The 18,447-nt window shown below is 67.7% G+C and carries 24 protein-coding genes; 22 read left to right on the top strand and 2 right to left on the bottom strand.

The features are described 5' to 3' along the window. Nucleotides 1–24 precede the first annotated feature (24 nt). Genes N0A24_04295 through hslO form a run of 8 tightly spaced genes read left to right on the top strand, consistent with a single transcriptional unit; the run spans nt 25 to nt 6,122 of the window. On the top strand, nt 25–645 hold the full coding sequence (locus N0A24_04295; GenBank protein MCS7172618.1) for a TenA family protein: 621 nt from the start codon (nt 25–27) through the stop codon (nt 643–645). Next, nucleotides 642–1,262, top strand: coding sequence for a TenA family transcriptional regulator (locus N0A24_04290; GenBank protein MCS7172617.1), 621 nt, complete (start codon nt 642–644; stop codon nt 1,260–1,262). Before N0A24_04295 ends, N0A24_04290 begins: the two co-directional genes overlap by 4 nt. Continuing rightward, entirely contained in the window at nt 1,259–2,635 is a 1,377-nt protein-coding gene (gene cytX / locus N0A24_04285; protein MCS7172616.1) for a putative hydroxymethylpyrimidine transporter CytX, read from the top strand. Before N0A24_04290 ends, cytX begins: the two co-directional genes overlap by 4 nt. Beyond that, nucleotides 2,625–3,275 carry a thiamine phosphate synthase gene (gene thiE, locus N0A24_04280; protein ID MCS7172615.1) on the top strand — a complete coding sequence of 217 codons (651 nt, stop codon included), beginning with the start codon at nt 2,625–2,627 and terminating at the stop codon, nt 3,273–3,275. Before cytX ends, thiE begins: the two co-directional genes overlap by 11 nt. Further along, the gene (gene thiD, locus N0A24_04275) at nt 3,272–4,081 is read left to right on the top strand and encodes a bifunctional hydroxymethylpyrimidine kinase/phosphomethylpyrimidine kinase (protein MCS7172614.1); all 810 of its coding nucleotides are present in this window, start codon (nt 3,272–3,274) and stop codon (nt 4,079–4,081) included. Before thiE ends, thiD begins: the two co-directional genes overlap by 4 nt. Beyond that, nucleotides 4,078–4,584, top strand: a complete 507-nt coding sequence (gene thiT / locus N0A24_04270; protein ID MCS7172613.1) for an energy-coupled thiamine transporter ThiT — start codon at nt 4,078–4,080, stop codon at nt 4,582–4,584. The genes thiD and thiT overlap by 4 nt, the downstream gene beginning before the upstream one ends. Nucleotides 4,585–4,594: 10 nt before the next feature. Continuing rightward, nucleotides 4,595–5,245 (top strand): thiamine diphosphokinase, encoded by a 651-nt coding sequence (locus N0A24_04265; GenBank protein MCS7172612.1) that lies wholly within the window; start codon nt 4,595–4,597, stop codon nt 5,243–5,245. A 4-nt stretch (nt 5,246–5,249) separates the two neighbouring features. Then, nucleotides 5,250–6,122, top strand: coding sequence for an Hsp33 family molecular chaperone HslO (hslO, locus tag N0A24_04260; GenBank protein MCS7172611.1), 873 nt, complete (start codon nt 5,250–5,252; stop codon nt 6,120–6,122). Here the strand turns inward: hslO and rpmB are convergent. Next, nucleotides 6,119–6,310 carry a 50S ribosomal protein L28 gene (rpmB, locus tag N0A24_04255; protein ID MCS7172610.1) on the bottom strand — a complete coding sequence of 64 codons (192 nt, stop codon included), beginning with the start codon at nt 6,308–6,310 and terminating at the stop codon, nt 6,119–6,121. The two genes, hslO and rpmB, sit on opposite strands and share 4 nt — an antisense overlap. Nucleotides 6,311–6,381: 71 nt before the next feature. Between rpmB and recG the strand changes: the two genes are divergently transcribed. From recG to N0A24_04185, 14 genes are all read left to right on the top strand, one after another. Beyond that, the gene (gene recG / locus N0A24_04250; protein ID MCS7172609.1) at nt 6,382–8,499 is read left to right on the top strand and encodes an ATP-dependent DNA helicase RecG; all 2,118 of its coding nucleotides are present in this window, start codon (nt 6,382–6,384) and stop codon (nt 8,497–8,499) included. Between the two features lie 2 nt (nt 8,500–8,501). Further along, the gene (gene rsmD, locus N0A24_04245) at nt 8,502–9,044 is read left to right on the top strand and encodes a 16S rRNA (guanine(966)-N(2))-methyltransferase RsmD (protein ID MCS7172608.1); all 543 of its coding nucleotides are present in this window, start codon (nt 8,502–8,504) and stop codon (nt 9,042–9,044) included. Further along, complete coding sequence (gene coaD / locus N0A24_04240; GenBank protein ID MCS7172607.1) at nt 9,041–9,520, top strand: pantetheine-phosphate adenylyltransferase; 480 nt, start codon at nt 9,041–9,043, stop codon at nt 9,518–9,520. The genes rsmD and coaD overlap by 4 nt, the downstream gene beginning before the upstream one ends. Nucleotides 9,521–9,522: 2 nt before the next feature. After that, nucleotides 9,523–9,972: a hypothetical protein gene (locus tag N0A24_04235; protein MCS7172606.1), complete on the top strand. Its 450-nt coding sequence runs from the start codon at nt 9,523–9,525 to the stop codon at nt 9,970–9,972. Nucleotides 9,973–10,011: 39 nt separating this feature from the next. Then, complete coding sequence (locus tag N0A24_04230) at nt 10,012–10,515, top strand: DUF177 domain-containing protein (protein ID MCS7172605.1); 504 nt, start codon at nt 10,012–10,014, stop codon at nt 10,513–10,515. A 26-nt stretch (nt 10,516–10,541) separates the two neighbouring features. Further along, nucleotides 10,542–10,730: a 50S ribosomal protein L32 gene (gene rpmF, locus N0A24_04225; GenBank protein MCS7172604.1), complete on the top strand. Its 189-nt coding sequence runs from the start codon at nt 10,542–10,544 to the stop codon at nt 10,728–10,730. A gap of 75 nt (nt 10,731–10,805) precedes the next feature. Then, a complete protein-coding gene (locus tag N0A24_04220) occupies nt 10,806–11,792 on the top strand; it encodes a ketoacyl-ACP synthase III (GenBank protein ID MCS7172603.1) in 987 nt (328 codons plus the stop codon). A gap of 2 nt (nt 11,793–11,794) precedes the next feature. Then, nucleotides 11,795–12,733 (top strand): ACP S-malonyltransferase, encoded by a 939-nt coding sequence (gene fabD / locus N0A24_04215; GenBank protein ID MCS7172602.1) that lies wholly within the window; start codon nt 11,795–11,797, stop codon nt 12,731–12,733. Beyond that, on the top strand, nt 12,730–13,485 hold the full coding sequence (gene fabG / locus N0A24_04210; GenBank protein MCS7172601.1) for a 3-oxoacyl-[acyl-carrier-protein] reductase: 756 nt from the start codon (nt 12,730–12,732) through the stop codon (nt 13,483–13,485). Before fabD ends, fabG begins: the two co-directional genes overlap by 4 nt. Nucleotides 13,486–13,521: 36 nt before the next feature. Beyond that, nucleotides 13,522–13,776, top strand: coding sequence for an acyl carrier protein (acpP, locus tag N0A24_04205; protein ID MCS7172600.1), 255 nt, complete (start codon nt 13,522–13,524; stop codon nt 13,774–13,776). Continuing rightward, nucleotides 13,773–15,017, top strand: coding sequence for a beta-ketoacyl-ACP synthase II (gene fabF / locus N0A24_04200; GenBank protein MCS7172599.1), 1,245 nt, complete (start codon nt 13,773–13,775; stop codon nt 15,015–15,017). The genes acpP and fabF overlap by 4 nt, the downstream gene beginning before the upstream one ends. Before the next feature lie 11 nt (nt 15,018–15,028). Beyond that, on the top strand, nt 15,029–15,742 hold the full coding sequence (rnc, locus tag N0A24_04195) for a ribonuclease III (protein ID MCS7172598.1): 714 nt from the start codon (nt 15,029–15,031) through the stop codon (nt 15,740–15,742). 2 nt (nt 15,743–15,744) lie between these two features. Next, nucleotides 15,745–16,230 carry an HIT domain-containing protein gene (locus N0A24_04190; protein MCS7172597.1) on the top strand — a complete coding sequence of 162 codons (486 nt, stop codon included), beginning with the start codon at nt 15,745–15,747 and terminating at the stop codon, nt 16,228–16,230. Nucleotides 16,231–16,358: 128 nt separating this feature from the next. Next, on the top strand, nt 16,359–16,784 hold the full coding sequence (locus N0A24_04185) for a DUF420 domain-containing protein (protein MCS7172596.1): 426 nt from the start codon (nt 16,359–16,361) through the stop codon (nt 16,782–16,784). On the opposite strand, the gene ilvD is transcribed toward N0A24_04185, so the two are convergent. Beyond that, nucleotides 16,770–18,437, bottom strand: coding sequence for a dihydroxy-acid dehydratase (gene ilvD / locus N0A24_04180; GenBank protein ID MCS7172595.1), 1,668 nt, complete (start codon nt 18,435–18,437; stop codon nt 16,770–16,772). The genes N0A24_04185 and ilvD overlap by 15 nt on opposite strands. Between the last annotated feature and the right edge of the window lie 10 nt (nt 18,438–18,447).

The raw sequence follows: 18,447 nt of genomic DNA, 5'->3' as shown, positions 1-18,447 counted from the left end.
GGCCTGGCGGTTTTGGTTGGACACATGAGTCTAGCGGAACGGCTGTGGCGGGAAAACCAAGACCTGGCGCAGGAGTGCCTCCGCCATCCCTTCGTTCAGGGGATCGCCTCCGGGAAGCTGGAGCGGTCCAAGTTCGCTTTCTACGTGGGGCAGGATGCGTACTTCCTGGAGGCCTTCGCCCGGGCCTATGCCCTGGCCATGGCGAAGTCCCCGGATCGGGAGGGGTTTGGGGCGTGGAAGGAGCTGCTCGATGGTGTGCTCCGGGAGCTGGAGCTGCACGCGGAGTACGCCCGCACCTGGGGCATTGATCTCACACCGCAGCCTGCACCCGCAACCAGCGCCTATACGGATTTCCTTCTGCGGGTGGCAGCCCTGGAACCCGTAGGCCCCATCGCGGCGGCGATGACGCCCTGTATGCGCCTATATGCCTACCTGGGCCGCTCCCTGGAACCCATCACGCATCCGGGGAGCCCCTACCTGGAGTGGGTGCGCACCTACGCGAGTCCGGAGTTCGAAGCCCTGGCCAAACGGCTGGAGGAACTCCTGGATCGCTACGCCGGAGAGCCCTCGCGGCTTTCCGATCTCTACCGCCGCGCCATGCAGCTAGAGCACGCGTTCTTCGAGGCCGCCTGGAGGTCGGGATGACTCCCCAGGCCTTGAAGGAAGCGTGGGCGGATCGGTGGCTCATGGCCACCCGGCATCCGTTCCTCGCGGCCGTGCGGGACGGGACCCTGCCGCAGCAGACGTTCGCCACATGGTTCGTGCAGGACTACCACTTCGTGCGGGGGCTGCTACCGTTCCAGGCGCGCCTGCTCGCCCTGGCCCCACGACGGGACCAGGCGGTGCTGGCCCGGGGGATTTTGGCGCTCGTGGAGGAGCTCGGGTGGTTCGAGGATCAGGCCACTCGACGCGGGCTGAACCTGCAGGCAGCCGTGCACCCCGCCTGCCGCAACTACGTGAACTTCCTGTGGGCCCTTTCCAGTGGACCGTACGTGGCGCAGCTCGTGTCCCTGTGGGCCCTGGAGCGCATCTACTTCGAGGCCTGGAGTGAAGCGCGGCCCGGAGCGGAGCCGTACCGGGAGTTCGTGGAGCGCTGGACCAACCCCGGCTTCGGGCGCTACGTGCAGGAACTGGAGGCGGCGGCGGAGCGGGCGCTGAGGGAAGCAACCGAGAAAGAGCGGGAGGCGGCGCGGGAAGCGTTCCAGGAAACCGTCGAGCACGAGATCCGGTTCTGGGAGATGAGCTGGGAGGTGAAGACGTGACCGCCGCGGTGTCCGAACGCGAGGTGGTGACGGAGTGGGGGATCGAGCCCCTCCCGGAGGCGCGGCGGCCTCTGGGAGGCTGGGACATCTTCGTGCTGTGGCTCAACCTCGGCATCAGCCTGCTGCTCTTGGTGGCCGGAGCCCTGTTGGTTCCTGGGCTGGGGCTGCGGGATGCGCTCCTGGCCACCGCGGTAGGCGTCGTCCTGGGGAACCTTCTGTTGGGGCTGGGGGCGTGGATGGGGATGCGGGTGGGGGTTCCCAGCATGGTCCTGCTGCGGGCGCCGCTTGGGATCACGGGCTCCGCGGCGCCCACGATCCTCAACATCTTGCAGAACATCGGGTGGGGTGCGTTCGAGCTCCTCATCATCACCCAGAGCGCGGACGCCATCACGCGCCGGATCCTGGGGGCCTCCAGTTCCGTGGCCTGGGTGGCGGCCTTCGGGCTGTTGACCACCCTGATGGCCGTGGGCGGGCCCATCGTGGTGGTGCGGCGGTGGCTGCGTAAGTACGCCATCTGGTTCGTCGTAGCCTCCACCCTGTACCTCACCTGGTACGCCCTCTTCCGGTTCGACGTCGCGGGTCTGTGGAACCAGCCGGGCACGGGGCGGTTGCCCTTCTGGCTGGGGGTGGACTTGGTGGTGGCCATGCCCGTCTCCTGGATCCCCCTGGTGGCGGACTACACCCGGTTCGGGAGCGATCCCCGTGCGGCCTTCTGGGGCACGGCCCTGGGGTACGGACTTGCGAATTTCTGGTTCTACGCCCTCGGGGCGCTGTTCATGCTGGCCCTGCGGGCTGAGGACCTCATCGCCGCGGTCCTGGCCATTCCCGCGGGAGCCGTGGCCCTCGGGATTCTGCTCGTGGACGAGACGGACGAGGCCTTCGCCAACATCTACTCCACCTCCGTCTCCCTCCAGAACCTCTGGCCCCACGCAGACCGGCGACGGCTCGCGGTGGGGGTAGGGGGCATTTGCTCCATCCTTGCGGCCACCATCCCCCTCGCCCAGTACGAGGCCTTCCTGTTCCTCATCGGGGCCTTCTTCGTGCCCTTGTTCGGGGTTCTGGTGGCGGATTACTTCGTGGTGCGTCGGGGCCACCTGAACCCCGATGACCTCTATGGGCCACAGGCGGCGGGGGTCCGATGGGGGGCTTTTGTGCCGTGGCTAGCGGGCTTTCTCCTGTACCAGTGGATCGTACCCACGGAAGCTCCGGGGTGGAAGGATCTGTTGACCGCGCTGTTTCGGGCCCTGGGTCTTCCCTTCCCCCTGAGCGCCTCGCTGCCATGGCTGGGAGCCTCCCTCCCCAGCTTCCTGGCCGCCTTCCTCCTCCACGCGCTCCTCGGGGGTCTGGTGCGGAGGCAGGGCCGTGCCACTTGACCTGCGGCTGTACGTGATCACAGACGCCACCTTCCGGGGGCGCACCCACGAAGAGGTGGCATCCGCGGCCCTGCGGGGAGGGGCTACCGTGCTCCAGTTCCGGGAAAAGCGGGCGACAACCCGACAGCTCTATGAGACCGCCCGGCGGCTACGGGAACTGTGCAGGAGCTGGGGGGTGCCGTTCATCGTGAACGACCGGCTGGACATTGCCCTCGCGGTGGACGCGGACGGCGTGCACGTGGGGCCGGACGATCTCCCCGTAGGGGTTGTCCGCGGGATCCTGGGACCCCACCGCATCGTGGGTGCCTCCGCGGGAAACGTGGAAGAAGCCCTACGGGCACAGGAAGAGGGAGCGAGTTATCTGGGGGTGGGTTCCGTGTACGCCACAGGCACGAAGCCGGATGCGGGAGCGCCCATCGGCCCTGAGGCGCTTGGGGAAATCGCCCGGGCGGCACGCATCCCCGTGGTGGGGATCGGCGGGATTACCCTGGATCGGATTCCGGAGGTGATCCGGGCAGGGGCGGCTGGGGTGGCGGTGATCTCCGCGGTGGCCGCGGCGGAGGACATGTGGGAAGCTACCCGGGCCCTGCGCCGGGCTGTGGACGAAGCCCTCGCACGGCGAAAGGAGGTGCGGACGTGACCGTGCCCAGAGCCCTCACCATCGCGGGCTCAGACTCCGGCGGCGGGGCGGGCATCCAGGCGGATCTCAAGACTTTCTCCGTCCTTGGGGTCTTCGGGATGAGTGTCCTCACCGCCATCACGGCCCAGAACACCGTGGGGGTCTATGCGGTGCACGAGGTACCGCCGGAGGTGGTGGCCGCCCAGATCGACGCCGTGGTGGAGGACATCGGGGTGGACGCAGCGAAGACCGGGATGCTCAGCAGCACCGCCATCATCGAGGTGGTGGCGGACCGGATCCGTGCACATCGTATGACGCGGCTCGTGGTGGATCCCGTCATGGTGGCGAAGAGCGGTGCGCCACTCCTGCGCCCGGAGGCTCAGGAGGCCTTACGCACGCGGCTCCTGCCGCTCGCCCTGGTGGTGACTCCGAATCTCCCGGAAGCCCAGGTTCTGACGGGTCAGGAGATCCGGGATCTCGGGGAGATGAAGGAAGCCGCCCGCCGGATCGCAGACCTGGGGCCCCGTTTCGTGCTCCTGAAGGGAGGTCACCTCCCGGGGCACCCCGTGGACGTGCTGTACGACGGGGAAGAGTGTTCAGAGCTTGCAGCCGCGCGCATTCCCACCAAGCACACCCACGGCACGGGCTGCGTCCTCTCCGCTGCCATCGCGGCCTATTTGAGCCGGGGGCTGGAGCCCCGGGAGGCCATCCGGGAGGGAAAGGCCTTCGTCACCCGTGCCATCGAAGCAGCCCTCCCCCTTGGGAAGGGGTTCGGTCCCTGCAATCCTCTCTTTTCCTTCATCCGACCCGGAAAGGGGGATCCGTGAAGGCGCCGGCTTCCCGGTGGATGGCGGAGGTGGCCGTGGCGGTAGCCCTCAGCGCGACGCTGGGAATGCTGAAGGTGTACCAGCTGCCGCAGGGTGGCTCCATCACCGCGGGGAGCATGGTGCCCGTATACTCCGTGGCCCTCCGATGGGGGGCGGGACGGGGGATCCTGGCAGGGGTGCTCACGGGTCTCGTGAACTTCCTGCTGGAACCGGTGTTCCTCCATCCCCTCCAGTTCCTGCTCGATTACCCCGTGGCCTTCGGCGTCCTGGGACTTGCGGGACTGCTGCGCTCCATCCCCTGGCTGGGCGTGGTGGTGGGGGGAGCGGGGCGCTTCTGCGCGCATTTCCTGAGCGGGATCGTGTTTTTCAACCAGTACGCGCCCCGGGGGATGAGCCCCGTGGTGTACTCCGCCCTCTACAACGGCTCGTACATGCTTCCGGAGGTGGCGATCAGCGTCGTCCTCACCCTGCTCCTCCTGCGGGCGCTACGACGATGGTCATGAGGGGATCCTCGTGCGGGATGCGGAACCCGTAGCGGTGATGGTGGCAGGCAGCCGGGGCCGGCTGCCCGCGGCACTCAAATCCGCCCCGTTCGTCGTGTGTGCGGACGGCGGGGCCAAGAGGGCCCGGGAAGCCGGGTGGCGGCCACACGTGGTGGTGGGCGACCTAGATTCCCTGGACCCGGATACCCTCGCCTGGGTGGAGCGGATCGGCGCGCAGGTCCTCAGGCATCCCCGGGACAAGGACAAAACGGACACGGAGCTGGCGGTGGACTTGGTGGCAGAGCGAGGCTACCAGAGGGCCTACCTCCTCAGCGCCCTCGGAGGGCGTCCAGACCACCTACTGGGGAATCTGCTCCTGCTGCACTATGCGGCCCAGCGGGGTCTGGACCTTCGAATCCGACAGGGTGGGATCCTGGTCCAGTTGGTGCGGGGTCGGGTTCGACTGGATGCCCGGCCGGGAGACCTGGTCTCCCTCTTTTCCATCCTCCCGGCGAGCTCGGGAATCTCCACCCGGGGCTTGCGGTTCGCCCTCGTAGACGGCACCCTAAGGCTCGGGTCCTCCCTGGGGATCAGCAACGAGGTGACGGCTCAGGACCCGGAGGTGGAGGTGCGGGAGGGAGAACTGCTGGCCATCCGAATCCGTGGGAGGCGGTGGGGGTAAGCGGATGGATACCCTGGTGCGGGCGCTGGGAGCGGAGGGGTCGGTACGGGCGTTTGCCTGCGTGACCACGGAGCTGGTGGAGGAAGCCCGGGTTCGCCACGGAACCGCGCCCACAGCCACGGCGGCCCTAGGACGGGCCCTAACCGCCTCGGGGTTGCTGGCGGGCACCCTTAAGCGAGGTCAGAAGGTCACCCTCCGCATCCTGGGGGATGGCCCTCTGGGCGGGATTCTGGCAGATGGAACCGCGGAGGGAGCCGTGCGGGGGTACGTCCAGAACCCCCACGTCCACCTCCCGCTTCGACGGCCCCGCAAGCTCGACGTAGGCACCGCGGTGGGTCGGGGAGTACTCCACGTGACCCGAGACCTGGGGCTCCGGTACCCGTACCATGGTGCCGCTCCCCTCGTCTCCGGGGAGATCGGGGAGGACCTCGCGTACTATTTCGCGCAGTCCGAACAGATCCCCTCGGTGGTGGCCCTGGGCGTACTGGTGGAGGCCCAAGGCCACGTAGCCGCTGCGGGCGGCTTTCTCGTGCAGGTCCTGCCGGGCACCCGCGAGGAGATCCTCGCCTACCTGGACGCCCACTCCCGCACGCTCCCACCCGTCACCGCCCTGGTTTGGCGAGGATTGCGGCCCGTGGAGATCCTCCAGGTGGCACTGGGAGACCTCCCCTTCCGGGTACTGGAGGAGCGACCCCTTCGGTTCCAGTGCACCTGCTCGGTAAAGCGCGTGCGGGAAGTCCTCACAAGCCTAGGCCCCCGGGAGCTCGGTGCCCTCCTGCGGGAGCAGGGAAGGGCGGAGGTCCGGTGCCGGTTCTGCGGAGAACATTACCTCCTCGAGGGCCCTGCCCTCCACGATCTCCTTCGTGGCTTCGTCTAGACCGCCCGCTGGACGCGGCCGGAGCGCAGGCAGGTGGTGCAGACGGTGATCCGGCGCGCGGCTCCCCCTATCCGGGCGCGCACCCGCTGGAGGTTGGGCAAGAACCGTCGCTTCGTGTGCCGGTTGCTGAAGGAGACGTTGTGGCCGCTTGTGGGCCGCTTGCCGCAGATCTCGCACACCCGTGCCATATTCCTCCCTCCTTGACCCGACGCATTCTACCATAGGCAGGAGGAGAGCGCGAAGTCCGGGAGCGCAGGAAATGGGACAGGAGGATGCGAACACCACCCCTCGGATGCCGGCGGGACAGGGAGGACTACAGCAGGGCGTGGAGGCGGTGCGGGGCGTAGGCCCCGCCCTGGCGGAGCAGCTGCGCCGTCTAGGCCTGCATACGGTGGAGGACCTTCTCTACCACCTTCCCCGTCGCTATGAGGATCGGCGGCACTTCAGCCGTCTCTACGACGCTCCCCATGGCGAGTACCGCACCTTCCGGGCCACCGTGGTGCGGCTGCACACCCCGCAGCTGCGTACGGGCCGGACCCTGACGGAAGTGTACGTGACGGACGGCACCGCAGTAGGGGTGCTGAAGTTCTGGGGGAACCGCCACCTCCACAGAACCCTCCAACCCCGCACGGAGATCGTGGTGTGGGGTCGGGTGCGCCGGGCCTTCGGGCAGATCGAGATCGAGAACCCGGAGTTCGAGGTGCTCACGAAGGGCGCGGCTTCCTTCCTCCACACGGGCCGCATCGTTCCAGTCCACTCCGTCACCGAGGGCCTCTCGCCCCGCCTCCTGCGGCGGGTGATCTACACCGCGGTTCAGCAATTCGCCCCATGGGTTTCCGAGACCCTTCCAGAGGGGATTCGGAAGCGATTCGGACTCCCCTCGCTCCCGCAAGCCTTCAAGGCCGTGCACTTCCCCGCGAGCCTGCCGGAGGCCGAGGCCGCCCGGCGGCGGTTGGCGTTCGAGGAGCTCCTGATCCTGCAGCTGGCCCTGCTGCTGCGCCAGCGGGAGGTGCGCGCGGCTATGAAGCCCCACCGGTACCGGACGGAGGGAAAGATGCTGGAGGCCTTCTTCGTCTCCCTCCCCTTCTCCCTCACCCGGGCCCAGCAAAGGGTCATCGGAGAGATCGCCCGGGACATGTACTCCCCGCACCCTATGAACCGCCTACTGCAGGGGGATGTGGGTTCCGGAAAGACCGCGGTGGCCGCGGCCGCGGTGGTGATCGCAGTCCAGGGAGGGTATCAGGCCGCGGTCATGGCCCCCACGGAGATCCTGGCGGAGCAGCACTACCTCACCTTCCGTCGCCTGCTGGAACCCCTCGGGATTCGCACGGTCCTGCTCACGGGAGGGCTCGGGCGAGGGGAGCGGGAGGTGCGGCGGGCGGAGATCGCCTCCGGGGAGGTCGATCTCGTGGTGGGCACCCATGCGCTGCTCCAGGAGGATGTGACCTTCCACCGGTTGGCCCTGGTGATCGTGGATGAGCAGCACAAGTTCGGGGTGGCTCAACGGGCCGCCCTCCGTCAAAAGGCGCGGGATCCGGACGTCCTGGTGATGACCGCCACCCCCATTCCCCGCACTCTGGCCCTCACCCTGTACGGGGATCTGGACATCTCTGTGCTCGATGAACTCCCTCCGGGACGTGTCCCCGTGCGCACCTATCTCCGGACCCCGCAGGATCGGGAGCGTATCTACGCCTTCGTCCGACGGGAGGTGGAGGGGGGCCGTCAAGCCTACATCGTATGCCCCCTCGTGGAGGAGTCCGAGAGGCTGGATGTACAGGCGGCCGTGGAGCTCTACGAGGATCTGCGTTCCCGGGTGTTCCCGGACTTGCGGGTAGGGATCGTGCATGGGCGGATGGGGGTAGAGGAGAAGGAGCGGGTCATGCAGGCCTTCCGGGCGGGGGAGATCTCCGTCCTGGTGGCCACTCCTGTGATCGAGGTGGGGGTGGATGTGCCGAACGCCACCGTCATGGTGGTGGAGCACGCAGAGCGGTTCGGGCTCGCCCAGCTGCACCAGCTCCGGGGTCGGGTGGGGAGAGGGGGGCAGAAGGCCTACTGTATTCTGATCGCGGAGCCGAGCACGGAGGAGGGGAGGCAACGGCTGGAAGCCTTGGCCCGTACCACCGACGGCTTCGAGATCGCCCAGGTGGATCTGGAACTCCGGGGGCCCGGGGAGCTGTTTGGGACGCGACAGCACGGCCTCCCAGACTTCCGGGTAGCGAACCCTCTCCGGGATGGGGCCCTCCTGGAACGATCCCGGGAGGCGGCTTCCCTCCTCCTCGCCGCAGACCCCAGACTGGAGCGGCCCGAGCACCAAGCCCTGCGACGGGCCCTTTTGGCCCGGTATGAGGGATCCGCGGCGTTGCTGGCGGTTGGCTGATCATGCGGACCAGGGCGGGGAGGGGACGGAGGATCCGGGTCCCCCCTGGGGTACGGCCTACCCAGGAGCGGGTGCGGGACGCCATCTTCAACATGTTGGGGGAGCGGGTCCAGGAAGCCCGGGTGCTGGACCTCTTCGCCGGTACGGGGAGCCTGGGGCTGGAGGCCCTGAGTCGGGGAGCAGGGGAAGCTGTGTTCGTGGAACGGGATCCCCGGGCGGTCCAGGTGCTCCGGGAGAATCTCGTGAGGGGAGGGTGGGAGGATCGGGCAGAGGTGTGGCCTTCGGATGTCTTCCGGGCCCTGCGGTCCCTGGGGCGAAAAGGCCGTCGGTTCGATCTGGTGTTCCTGGATCCACCGTACGGGCTGGGACTCGTGGGTCAAACGTTGGAGGCCCTGAGGACCTCCGGGCTCCTGGTGCCGGGGGCCACCGTGGTGGCGGAAAGCGGGGCACGGGAGGAGGTGCCGGTGCCTCCGGGCTACACGGCCGTGCGGGATCGGCGGTACGGGGACACCCGGGTGCGAATCCTGGTCTGGAGGGGAGCATGATCGTCGCCGTCTATCCGGGTACCTTTGACCCGATCCACCTCGGACATCTGGACATCATCGTGCGGGCCGCGGGGCTCTTCGACGTTCTGGTGGTGGGGGTTGCGCACAACCCTGCGAAACGTCCCCTCTTCAGCCCCGAGGAACGGGTGGAGATGGTCCGGGAGGCCACCTCCGGCCTTTCCGGTGTCCGGGTGGAGGCCTTCGAGGATCTCACCGTCACCTTCGCACGCCGCTGTGGAGCCCGGGTCATCGTCAAGGGGCTCCGGGCCACCATGGATTTCGACGCGGAGATGAAGATGGCGATGATGAACCGCCGTCTCGCTCCGGAGGTGGAGACCCTCTTCCTGCCCACGAGCCCCGCCCTTGCCTACCTCAGCTCCACCCTCATCAAGGAAGTGGCCAGGCTGGGGGGGGACGTCTCAGAGCTGGTGCCCTCTGGGGTACTGGAGCGACTGCGCGGGAAGGTACGGCGGTAACTGTGGAGACGGTTTGGGAGTTACTGGATCGTCTGGAGCATCTGCTCTCCACAAGGCCCTCCCTGTGGGAACGCAGGGGGCTGGATGAAAAGGAGGTGCGTACGCTCCTGCAGATGATCCGGGCTCGCCTCCCCCGCGAGCTCCAGGAAGCACAACGGATGCGGGCAGAGGCGGAGCAGCTGCTGCTCCGGGCTCAGGAGGAGGCCCGGGGGATCGTCCTTCGGGCCCAGGAGCATGCCCTGCGCCTGAGCGGGGAGCACGAGGTGGTGAAGCTGGCGCAGCGCCAGGCGGAGGAGATCCTCCACGCGGCTCAATTGGCTGCGGAGGAGACCCGGAGGGGGGCGGATGCATACGCGCGGCAGGTTCTGGACGATCTGGAGCAGGGGGTGCTGCGGGTCCTTTTGAGCATCCGGAAGGGGAAGCAGATGCTGGAGGACCGGAAGGAAAAGTAGGAGATACACGTTTCCTCAAAACGGACTCGGGGTGCGGAGATGCGGATCACGGTTCAGGAGATCTTTCAGGCTCCCGCGGGCGTGGCGGTAGAGCTCCGGGGATCCGTTCCCCCGGAGGGAGAGGACGCGGTCTTCATAAGCCCGGTGCGGGGCCGGGCATGGGTACGGGCCGAGGGAGGACGCGTCCGGTTGAGCGGGGAGGCGACGGTAGAGGTTCGGCAGACCTGTGCCCGGTGCCTGCGGGAGTTCGTGGGAACGATCTCTGTACAGGTCTCTGAACTCTTTGACCCTGCCCTCCGGCCGGAGTGGGGCGGAGCGCTGGAGGAGGAGGATTTCGTCTTCCCCCTGGACGGGGAGCTGGATGTGGAGGAGGTCTTCCGGCAGCATCTCCTGCTGGCCCTTCCACACGCCCCCCTGTGTCGGCCGGACTGCGCGGGCCTGTGCCCTGTGTGCGGAGCAGACCGCAACGTCGCCTCCTGCGGCTGCACGCCCCTCGCCCGGGACCCGCGTCTTGCCCTCCTGGAGCGGTTCAGAGTAGAGTGAGCGTAGTGTGTCCGGAGGTGAGGGAGATGAGCCGATCGATGCGTCACTCCCACATGCGGGTAGCCCGGCGTCGTGCCCTATGGCGGGTGGAGCCGCCGAACCTGATCCCGTGCCCGCGCTGCAAGGAGCCCATCCTTCCCCACCGGGTGTGTCCCCAGTGCGGGTTCTACAATGGCCGGGCCGTGGTCACGGAGGAGAAACCGAGCCGCTCCTAGACACGGAGACGCGTTCCGTGCTTTCCGGGAAGCAACGGGCCGAGGACGAGGCGATCCACGGAGAGGAGGAGAACCATGGCAGGGTCCAGCCGCATTGTGGGGATGGGACGCTATGTCCCCGAGCGGGTTCTCACGAACGCGGAGCTGGAGCGGAGGGTGAATACTACGGATGAATGGATCACCCTCCGCACGGGGATCCGGGAGCGGCGCGTTGCCCGGGAGGACCAGGCCACTTCGGATCTGGCCCTGGAGGCGGCCCGGGAGGCCCTGCGGGCCGCCTCCGTGTCCCCAGAGGACCTGGACCTCATCCTGGTGGGGACCGCAACACCGGATGCCGTCTTCCCCGCTACCGGCTGCATCCTGCAGGACCGATTGGGCGCCCGGGCGGCGGCGGCAGTGGACGTCTCTGCGGCCTGCAGCAGCTTCCTGTACGCCATGGCCATGGCACATGCCCACATCGTGGCAGGCCTGGCACGGCGGGTGCTGGTAGTGGGCGCGGACGTGCTGAGCAAGATCGTGAACTGGGAAGACCGGACCACGTGCGTGCTGTTCGGGGATGCCGCGGGGGCGGTGGTCATGGCCCCTTCGGATGGCCGCCGCGGGGTCCTTTCCTTCTGGCTTGGAGCGGACGGTTCCGGAGCATCCCTCATCGCCCAGCCCGCGGGCGGAAGCCGTTTGCCCGCCTCCCACGAGACGGTGGAACGGGGGCTCCACTACATCACCATGAACGGGCGGGAGGTGTTTAAATTCGCCACCCGGGTGATTCCCCGGGCCATCGAGGAGGTGTGCCAGCGGGCGGGTGTGGATCCCGAACAGGTGGACCTCTTCATCCCCCACCAGGCAAACATCCGGATCATCCAGGCGGCCGCACAGCGGTTGGGGCAGCCCATGGAGAAGTTCTTCGTGAACGTGGACCGGTACGGGAACACCTCCGCGGCTTCCGTCCCCGTGGCCCTCTACGAGGCGGTGGCCACGGGACGTCTGCAACCCGGAGATCTCACGGTGCTCGTGGCCTTCGGGGCCGGGCTTACCTGGGGGGCCTGTGCTCTGCGCTGGGGGTGACCGTGCGGCTGGCGTACGTGTTTCCGGGACAAGGCGCCCAGTACGTGGGGATGGGGGTGGAGGTGGCGGAGGCCCATGCGGAGTCGCGGGCCCTGTTCGAGCGGGCGAGTCAGGTCCTGGGATTCGATCTCCTGGAACTGTGTGCCCGGGGTCCTGAGGACGTCCTCCAGCAAACCGCCAACACCCAGCCCGCCATCCTGACCACGAGTCTGGCGTGCTTTGTGGCCGTGCGGCCGCACCTTCCCCCTCCGGTGTATGTGGCAGGTCTCAGCCTGGGAGAGTACACGGCCCTGGTGGCGGCCGGAGCCCTCTCCTTTGAGGATGCGGTGCGGGTGGTACGGCTGCGGGGGATCTTCATGCAGGAGGCTACCGCGGGACGGGACGTGGCCATGGCGGCCCTCCTGCACCTGGACGCGGAGACGGTAGAGGAGATCTGCCGGGAGGCCGCAACGCTGGGGGTCTGCGAAGCAGCCAACTACAACGCTCCAGATCAGGTGGTGGTGGGAGGGGATCGGTTGGCGGTGGAGGAAGCCATCCGCCTCGCGAAAGCTCGGGGAGCCCGGAGGTCCGTGCGGCTCCCGGTCTCCGCTCCTTTCCATACAAGCCTCATGCGCCCGGCGGCGGAGCGGCTCACCGCGGTTCTAGAGGAGGTACCGATCCGGGATCCCGAGATCCCCGTGGTCGCCAACGTGACCGCACGGCCCGTGCACCGGGGTGACGAGATCCGCCGGCTCCTGGTGGAACAGGTGACCTGTCCCGTTCGGTGGGCGCAGTCCGTGAGGTGGATGGAGGCGCATGGTGTGGATACCTTTGTGGAGTGCGGCCCCGGAAGAATCCTCGCCGGGCTGATCCGACGCCAGGTCCCGGGTGCGCGGGTCTTCTCCGTGGAAGATCGGGCGTCTCTGGCGGCGGTGAAGATGCAGGAGGCCCTGGGCGGATGAACTGGTTTCGTATGGAGGGGAAAGTGGCCCTGGTAACAGGTGGAAGTGGAGCCATCGGGGGGGCCGTGTGCCGGGCCTTGGCGGAGGCAGGATGTCGGGTGGTGGTGCACTACGGAACCCGCCAGGAGGCCGCGGAGGCGGTGGTGCGGGAGATCGTGGGGGGGGGAGGGGAGGCCATCGCCCTGCCCGCGGACGTGCGGCGGGAGGAAGAAGTGGCGCGCCTCTTTGCGCGGGCCCGGGAGGCCTTCGGTCGGGTGGACATCCTGGTGAACAACGCAGGAACGCTGCGGGATGTGTTGCTGGTGCGCATGCGGCTGGAGGAGTGGCAGCGGGTTCTGGAGACGAACCTCACGGGGACGTTCCTCTGTACCCGGGAGGCACTCCGGGACATGCTGCGGGCTCGGTGGGGCCGTGTGATCAACATCACCTCCGTGGTGGGGGAGGTGGGGAATGTGGGGCAGGCGAACTACGTGGCCGCGAAGGCAGGGGTCATCGGGTTCACGCGAGCGGTGGCACGGGAGGTGGCGAGCCGCAACATCACGGTGAACGCGGTGGCCCCGGGATATGTGGAGGCCGGGCTCACAGAGGCCCTCACGGAGCAACAACGGGCGGCGCTGCTGGCGAACATCCCCATGGGGAGGACGGCCCGGCCAGAGGAGGTAGCGGCCGCGGTGGTGTTCCTGGCCAGCGAAGCGGCGGGGTACATCACGGGGCAGGTCTTGAACGTGGATGGCGGTATGGTTATGAAATAGGAGGTCCCATCGCTGATACGGGAAGGGAGGAGCGGGATGACCACGCCGACCTTTGAGCGGGTGAAGGCCATCATCGTGGAGCAGCTGGGAGTCAACGGGGAGGAAGTGACGGAGGAGGCCTCCTTCGTGGAGGACCTGGGCGCGGACTCCCTGGACGTGGTGGAGCTGGTGATGGCCCTGGAGGAGGAGTTCGGAATCGAGATCCCGGACGAGGAGGCAGAGAAGATCCGGACGGTGGGTCAAGCGGTGCAGTACATCGAGCAGCGCCTGGCCGCCAAGGAACGTGCATGACCAAACGCCGGGTCGTTGTCACGGGGATCGGGGTCGTCACCCCCATTGGGATCGGGAAGGACAGTTTCTGGAACGCCCTCATGGAGGGTCGGAGCGGGGTCCGTCCCATTCAGGGTTTTGACGCCTCCCGGTACCCCACCCGGATCGCCGCAGAGGTCCTGGACTTCGACCCCCTGGACTGGATGGATCGGAAGGAGGCGAAGCGCAACGACCGCTTCGTCCAGTTCGCCATCGCGGCAACCCGCATGGCCCTGCGAGACGCGGAATTTCAGGTCACGCGGGAGAACGCGGACCGTGTGGGGGTGGTGATCGGCTCCGGGATCGGCGGAGCCACCACGTGGGAAGAGCAGCATAAGGTCCTTCTCACCCGGGGACCGGACCGGGTCAGCCCCTTCTTCATCCCCATGCTCATCATCAACATGGCGGCAGGGGCGGTGAGCATCCTCACGGGCGCCCGAGGTCCGAACACGGCGCCGGTAACCGCCTGCGCCACGGGAGGGCACGCCATTGGGGATGCGTTGCGGATCATCCAGCGAGGGGAGGCGGACGTGGTGATCGCGGGTGGTACGGAGGCGGCCATCACGGAGCTTTCCATCGCGGGGTTCTGTGCCATGCGGGCCATGTCCACGCGCAACGAGGAGCCGCAGAAGGCGGTACGCCCCTTCGATGCCCACCGGGATGGATTCGTCATGGGAGAGGGAGCCGGGATCGTGATCCTGGAAGAGCTGGGGCACGCCTTGCGCCGGGATGCCCGGATCTACTGCGAGGTGGTGGGGTACGGGATGAGTGCGGACGCTTACCACATCACCCAACCGGATCCGGAGGGAGAGGGGGCGGCTCTGGCCATGGCCCGGTGCCTCCAGGATGCGGGTCTGCGTCCGGAGGAGGTGGACTACATCAATGCGCACGGAACCAGCACCCCGTACAACGACAAGTACGAGACCCTGGCCATCAAGCGGGTGTTCGGGAAACACGCGTACCGTCTGGCGGTGAGCTCCACCAAATCCATGACGGCCCATCTCCTGGGAGCCGCGGGCGGCGTGGAGCTCATCGCGTGCGTGCTGGCCATCCATCATCGGGTGCTTCCGCCCACCATCAACTACGAGGTTCCGGATCCGGACTGCGATCTGGACTACGTGCCGAACCGGCCTCGGCCCGCGGAGGTGCGGGTGGCTCTCTCCAACGCCTTCGGATTCGGTGGGCACAACGCGACCCTGGCGGTCAGGAGACTCGAGCTCTGAGCGCGTCCTCGGTGTCGCACCCATCCGGGCCATCTCGGACGGAACAGCTGCTGGAGCTGGCGGAACGGCTGGGTGTTCGGTTCCGGGATCTGCGGATCCTGGAGGTGGCCCTAGTGCATGGATCCTATGCCCATGAGGACGCCTCCAGCGGTCTGGAGTCGTACGAGCGGCTGGAGTTCCTGGGGGATGCGGTGCTGAACTTGGTGGTGAGCGACCATCTCTACCGGCGGTTTCCCGCCGCGCGGGAGGGGGAGCTGGCCCGGATGCGGGCGCGGCTGGTGAGCGAACCCACGCTGGCGGAAATTGCCCGCAGCCTCCACCTGGGGAAGTACATCCTGCTGGGCAGGGGGGAGGATCGGAGCGGTGGGAGAGAGCGAGCCTCCCTGTTGGCGGATGTGCTGGAGGCGGTGGTGGGGGCCGTATACGTGGACGCGGGCTACGGGGTCGCACACGCGGTGGTGAGCGGATGGATCGGACCTCTTCTGGAGCGGTTGGAGGAGGTGCGTGGGGACTTCAAGGGGCAGCTGCAGGAGGTGGTCCAGCGGCGGGAGCGGGTGGTCCCCCAATATCGGATCACGGCCACGGAGGGGCCGGACCACGCGAAGGTGTTCGTGGCGGTGGTCGAGGTGGCTGGAAGGGTACTAGGGGAAGGGAAGGGGAAGAGCAAGAAGGAGGCCGAGCAGGCGGCGGCCGCGGATGCGCTGCGCCGGCTGGGGGTGTTGTGAACATGCGGCAGCTATGGGCGCCATGGCGACTCGAATACATCCAGGCCCCTCCCGAGGAGGGCTGCATTTTCTGCACCAAGCCCCGGCAGGGGAAGGACGAGGAGAACCTCATCGTGTGGAGGGGCCAGTGGTCCTTCGTGATGCTGAACCTGTTCCCCTACAGCAGCGGGCACGTGATGGCGGTTCCTTACCGGCACACCGCGGATCTCGGAGGGCTAGGGCCGGAGGAGGTGCTGGGGCTTTGGGAGGCGGTGACGCGGACGGTCCGGGCTTTGCAACGGGCCTTTCGACCGGATGGGTTCAACGTGGGCATCAATCTGGGGCGGGCCGCGGGAGCGGGAATTGAAGGCCACCTGCACGTCCACGTGGTCCCCAGGTGGTTTGGAGACACGAACTTCATGCCCGTGCTTGCAGATGTGAAGATTATTCCCCAGCACCTGCGGGAGACCTATCGGAGCCTGCGGGAGGCGTTCCAGGCGGAGGAGTAGAGATCCTGGGATCCGAATGCAACATAATGTTCATTATGCGCAGAAACCGCTGGCCTGGGGGGGTCGTCGTGGTTTGTGGTGAGGTTGGGCATGTAGAAACCGTTTCTATGTTTATTTTGTAGGCGCCAATGGACCAGTGGCTCGCGTCGTTCAACACTGCCCTTATCGGGATCAGCGGCCTTGCCGTCCTGGGGGGGTACGCCTTTATCCGCCGGCGCCAAGTCCGCCAGCACCATCTGGCGATGCTGGTAGCCGCCCTGTTTGCCGCCCTTTTCCTCGTGGTCTACCTGGTTCGGTGGGCGGTCTTCGGAGCCAAGCCGTTTTCGGGTACGGGCCTTCTCCGCGTCATCTACCTCGCCGTCCTCGTCACCCACACCGTTCTTGCCACTGTCCTCATCCCCCTCGTACTCCTCACCCTCCTCCGGGCCCTCCGCGGGCAGTATGGAGCACACCGGGCCGTTGCCCGGATCACCCTCCCGCTGTGGCTGTATGTGGCTGCAACCGGGTGGGTGATCTATGCCATGCTCTACGGGCTGCCCTCAAGCGGGCGGTAGTCGGAGCACGGCTCCTTCGGACGCGGGGGAAACGAGCGCCGCATAGCGGCCGAGGATCCCACTGCGCTCCGGAGTCGGCCGCGGCTGGAAGCGCGCGCGCCGCGCGCGCAGGACTTCCTCCGGAACCTCCAGATCCAGCCGCCTTTTCTCCACGTCGACGGTGATGAGGTCTCCTTCCTCCACCAGGGCAATGGGACCGCCCACCTGGGCCTCAGGGCAGACGTGTCCCACCATCAGGCCTCGGGTCCCCCCAGAGAACCGGCCGTCGGTCACCAGGGCCACCTCCGCGCCCAGGCCTTCCCCCACCAGGGCTGCGGTAACCGCCAGCATCTCCGGCATCCCCGGAGCACCCTTGGGTCCCTCGTACCGGATCACCACCACGTCCCCCGCCCGGATCTGCCCTTCCAGCACCGCCCGGAGGGCGGCCTCCTCCCCATCGAACACCCGAGCAGGTCCCCGGAAATGCAACCGTTCCGTTCCTGCCAGCTTCAGCACCGCGCCCTCCGGGGCCAAAGACCCCCGCAACACGACAAGCCCCCCGTGTGACTTAAAGGGGCGTTCTGCGCGGCTCACGACCTGCTGCCCCGGAGTCTCCGTAGCGTCCGCCACCTCCTCCTCCAGGGTCTTCCCCGTCACGGTGCGCTGCGTGCCATCCAGGAGTCCCGCCTCCAGCAGCCGCTTCACCACCAGCCGTGTTCCCCCGGCCTCGTACAGTTCCCACGCGGTGTACTTTCCCCACGGCCGGAGGTCTGCGATCACGGGGGTGTGACGGCTCACCGCGTCGAAGTCGTCCAGGGTCAACCGAACTCCCGCCTCCTGCGCCAAAGCCAGCAGGTGCAGGACCGCGTTGGTGGATCCGCCCGTGGCCGTGACCACGGCGATGGCGTTCAGGAAGGATTTGCGGGTGAGGAACTCCCGGGGCGTGCGACCGGATCGGAGGGCATCCAGAAGCACCCAGGCGGCCCGCCGCGTGGCCTCCCGTTTCTCCGGCACCACCGCGGGGATGCTGTTGTAGCCCATGGGTGAAAGCCCTAGGACCTCCAAGGCCATGGCCATGGTGTTGGCGGTGTACTGCCCCCCGCATGCCCCCGGTCCGGGAACCGCATGTCGCTCCACCGCCTCCAGCTCTTCCTCCCCAATTCTGCCCGCGGCGAACTGTCCAATGGCCTCGTACACCTCCACGATGGTGAGCTTGCGCTCCCCCCACACACCCGGCGCAACAGAGCCCCCGTACAGCACCATTCCCGGTACCCCGCTGCGCAACAGGCCCAGGGCCCCCCCCGGGATGGTTTTGTCGCAGCCCACGAGGACCACCATAGCGTCGTACAGGTAGCCCTGGGCAACCAGCTCCACCGCGTCCGCGATCACCTCCCGGCTCACAAGGCTCGCCCGCATTCCTGGTGTTCCCATGGAGATCCCGTCCGCGATGGCGGGCGCCCCGAACTCAAAGGGTACCAGCCCCGCCTCCTGGATGCCCGCCCGCAGCTCCTGGGCAAGGTCCCGCAGGTGCACGTTGCAGGGCATGCCGTTCGTCCAGGTGTTCACCACGCCCACAAACGGCTTGTGGAAATCCGCATCCCCCACCCCCACCGCCCGGAGCATGGCCCTGGCTCCCGCGCGGGGAACGCCGGCTTTGATGAGGTCGCTGCGCATCCCCGTCCCT

The organism is Armatimonadota bacterium (assembly GCA_025059775.1).
GTDB lineage: Bacteria > Sysuimicrobiota > Sysuimicrobiia > Sysuimicrobiales > Sysuimicrobiaceae > Sysuimicrobium.
The sequence above is the reverse complement of the archived record's forward strand: the minus strand, read 5'-3'. Positions and strand labels throughout refer to the sequence as shown.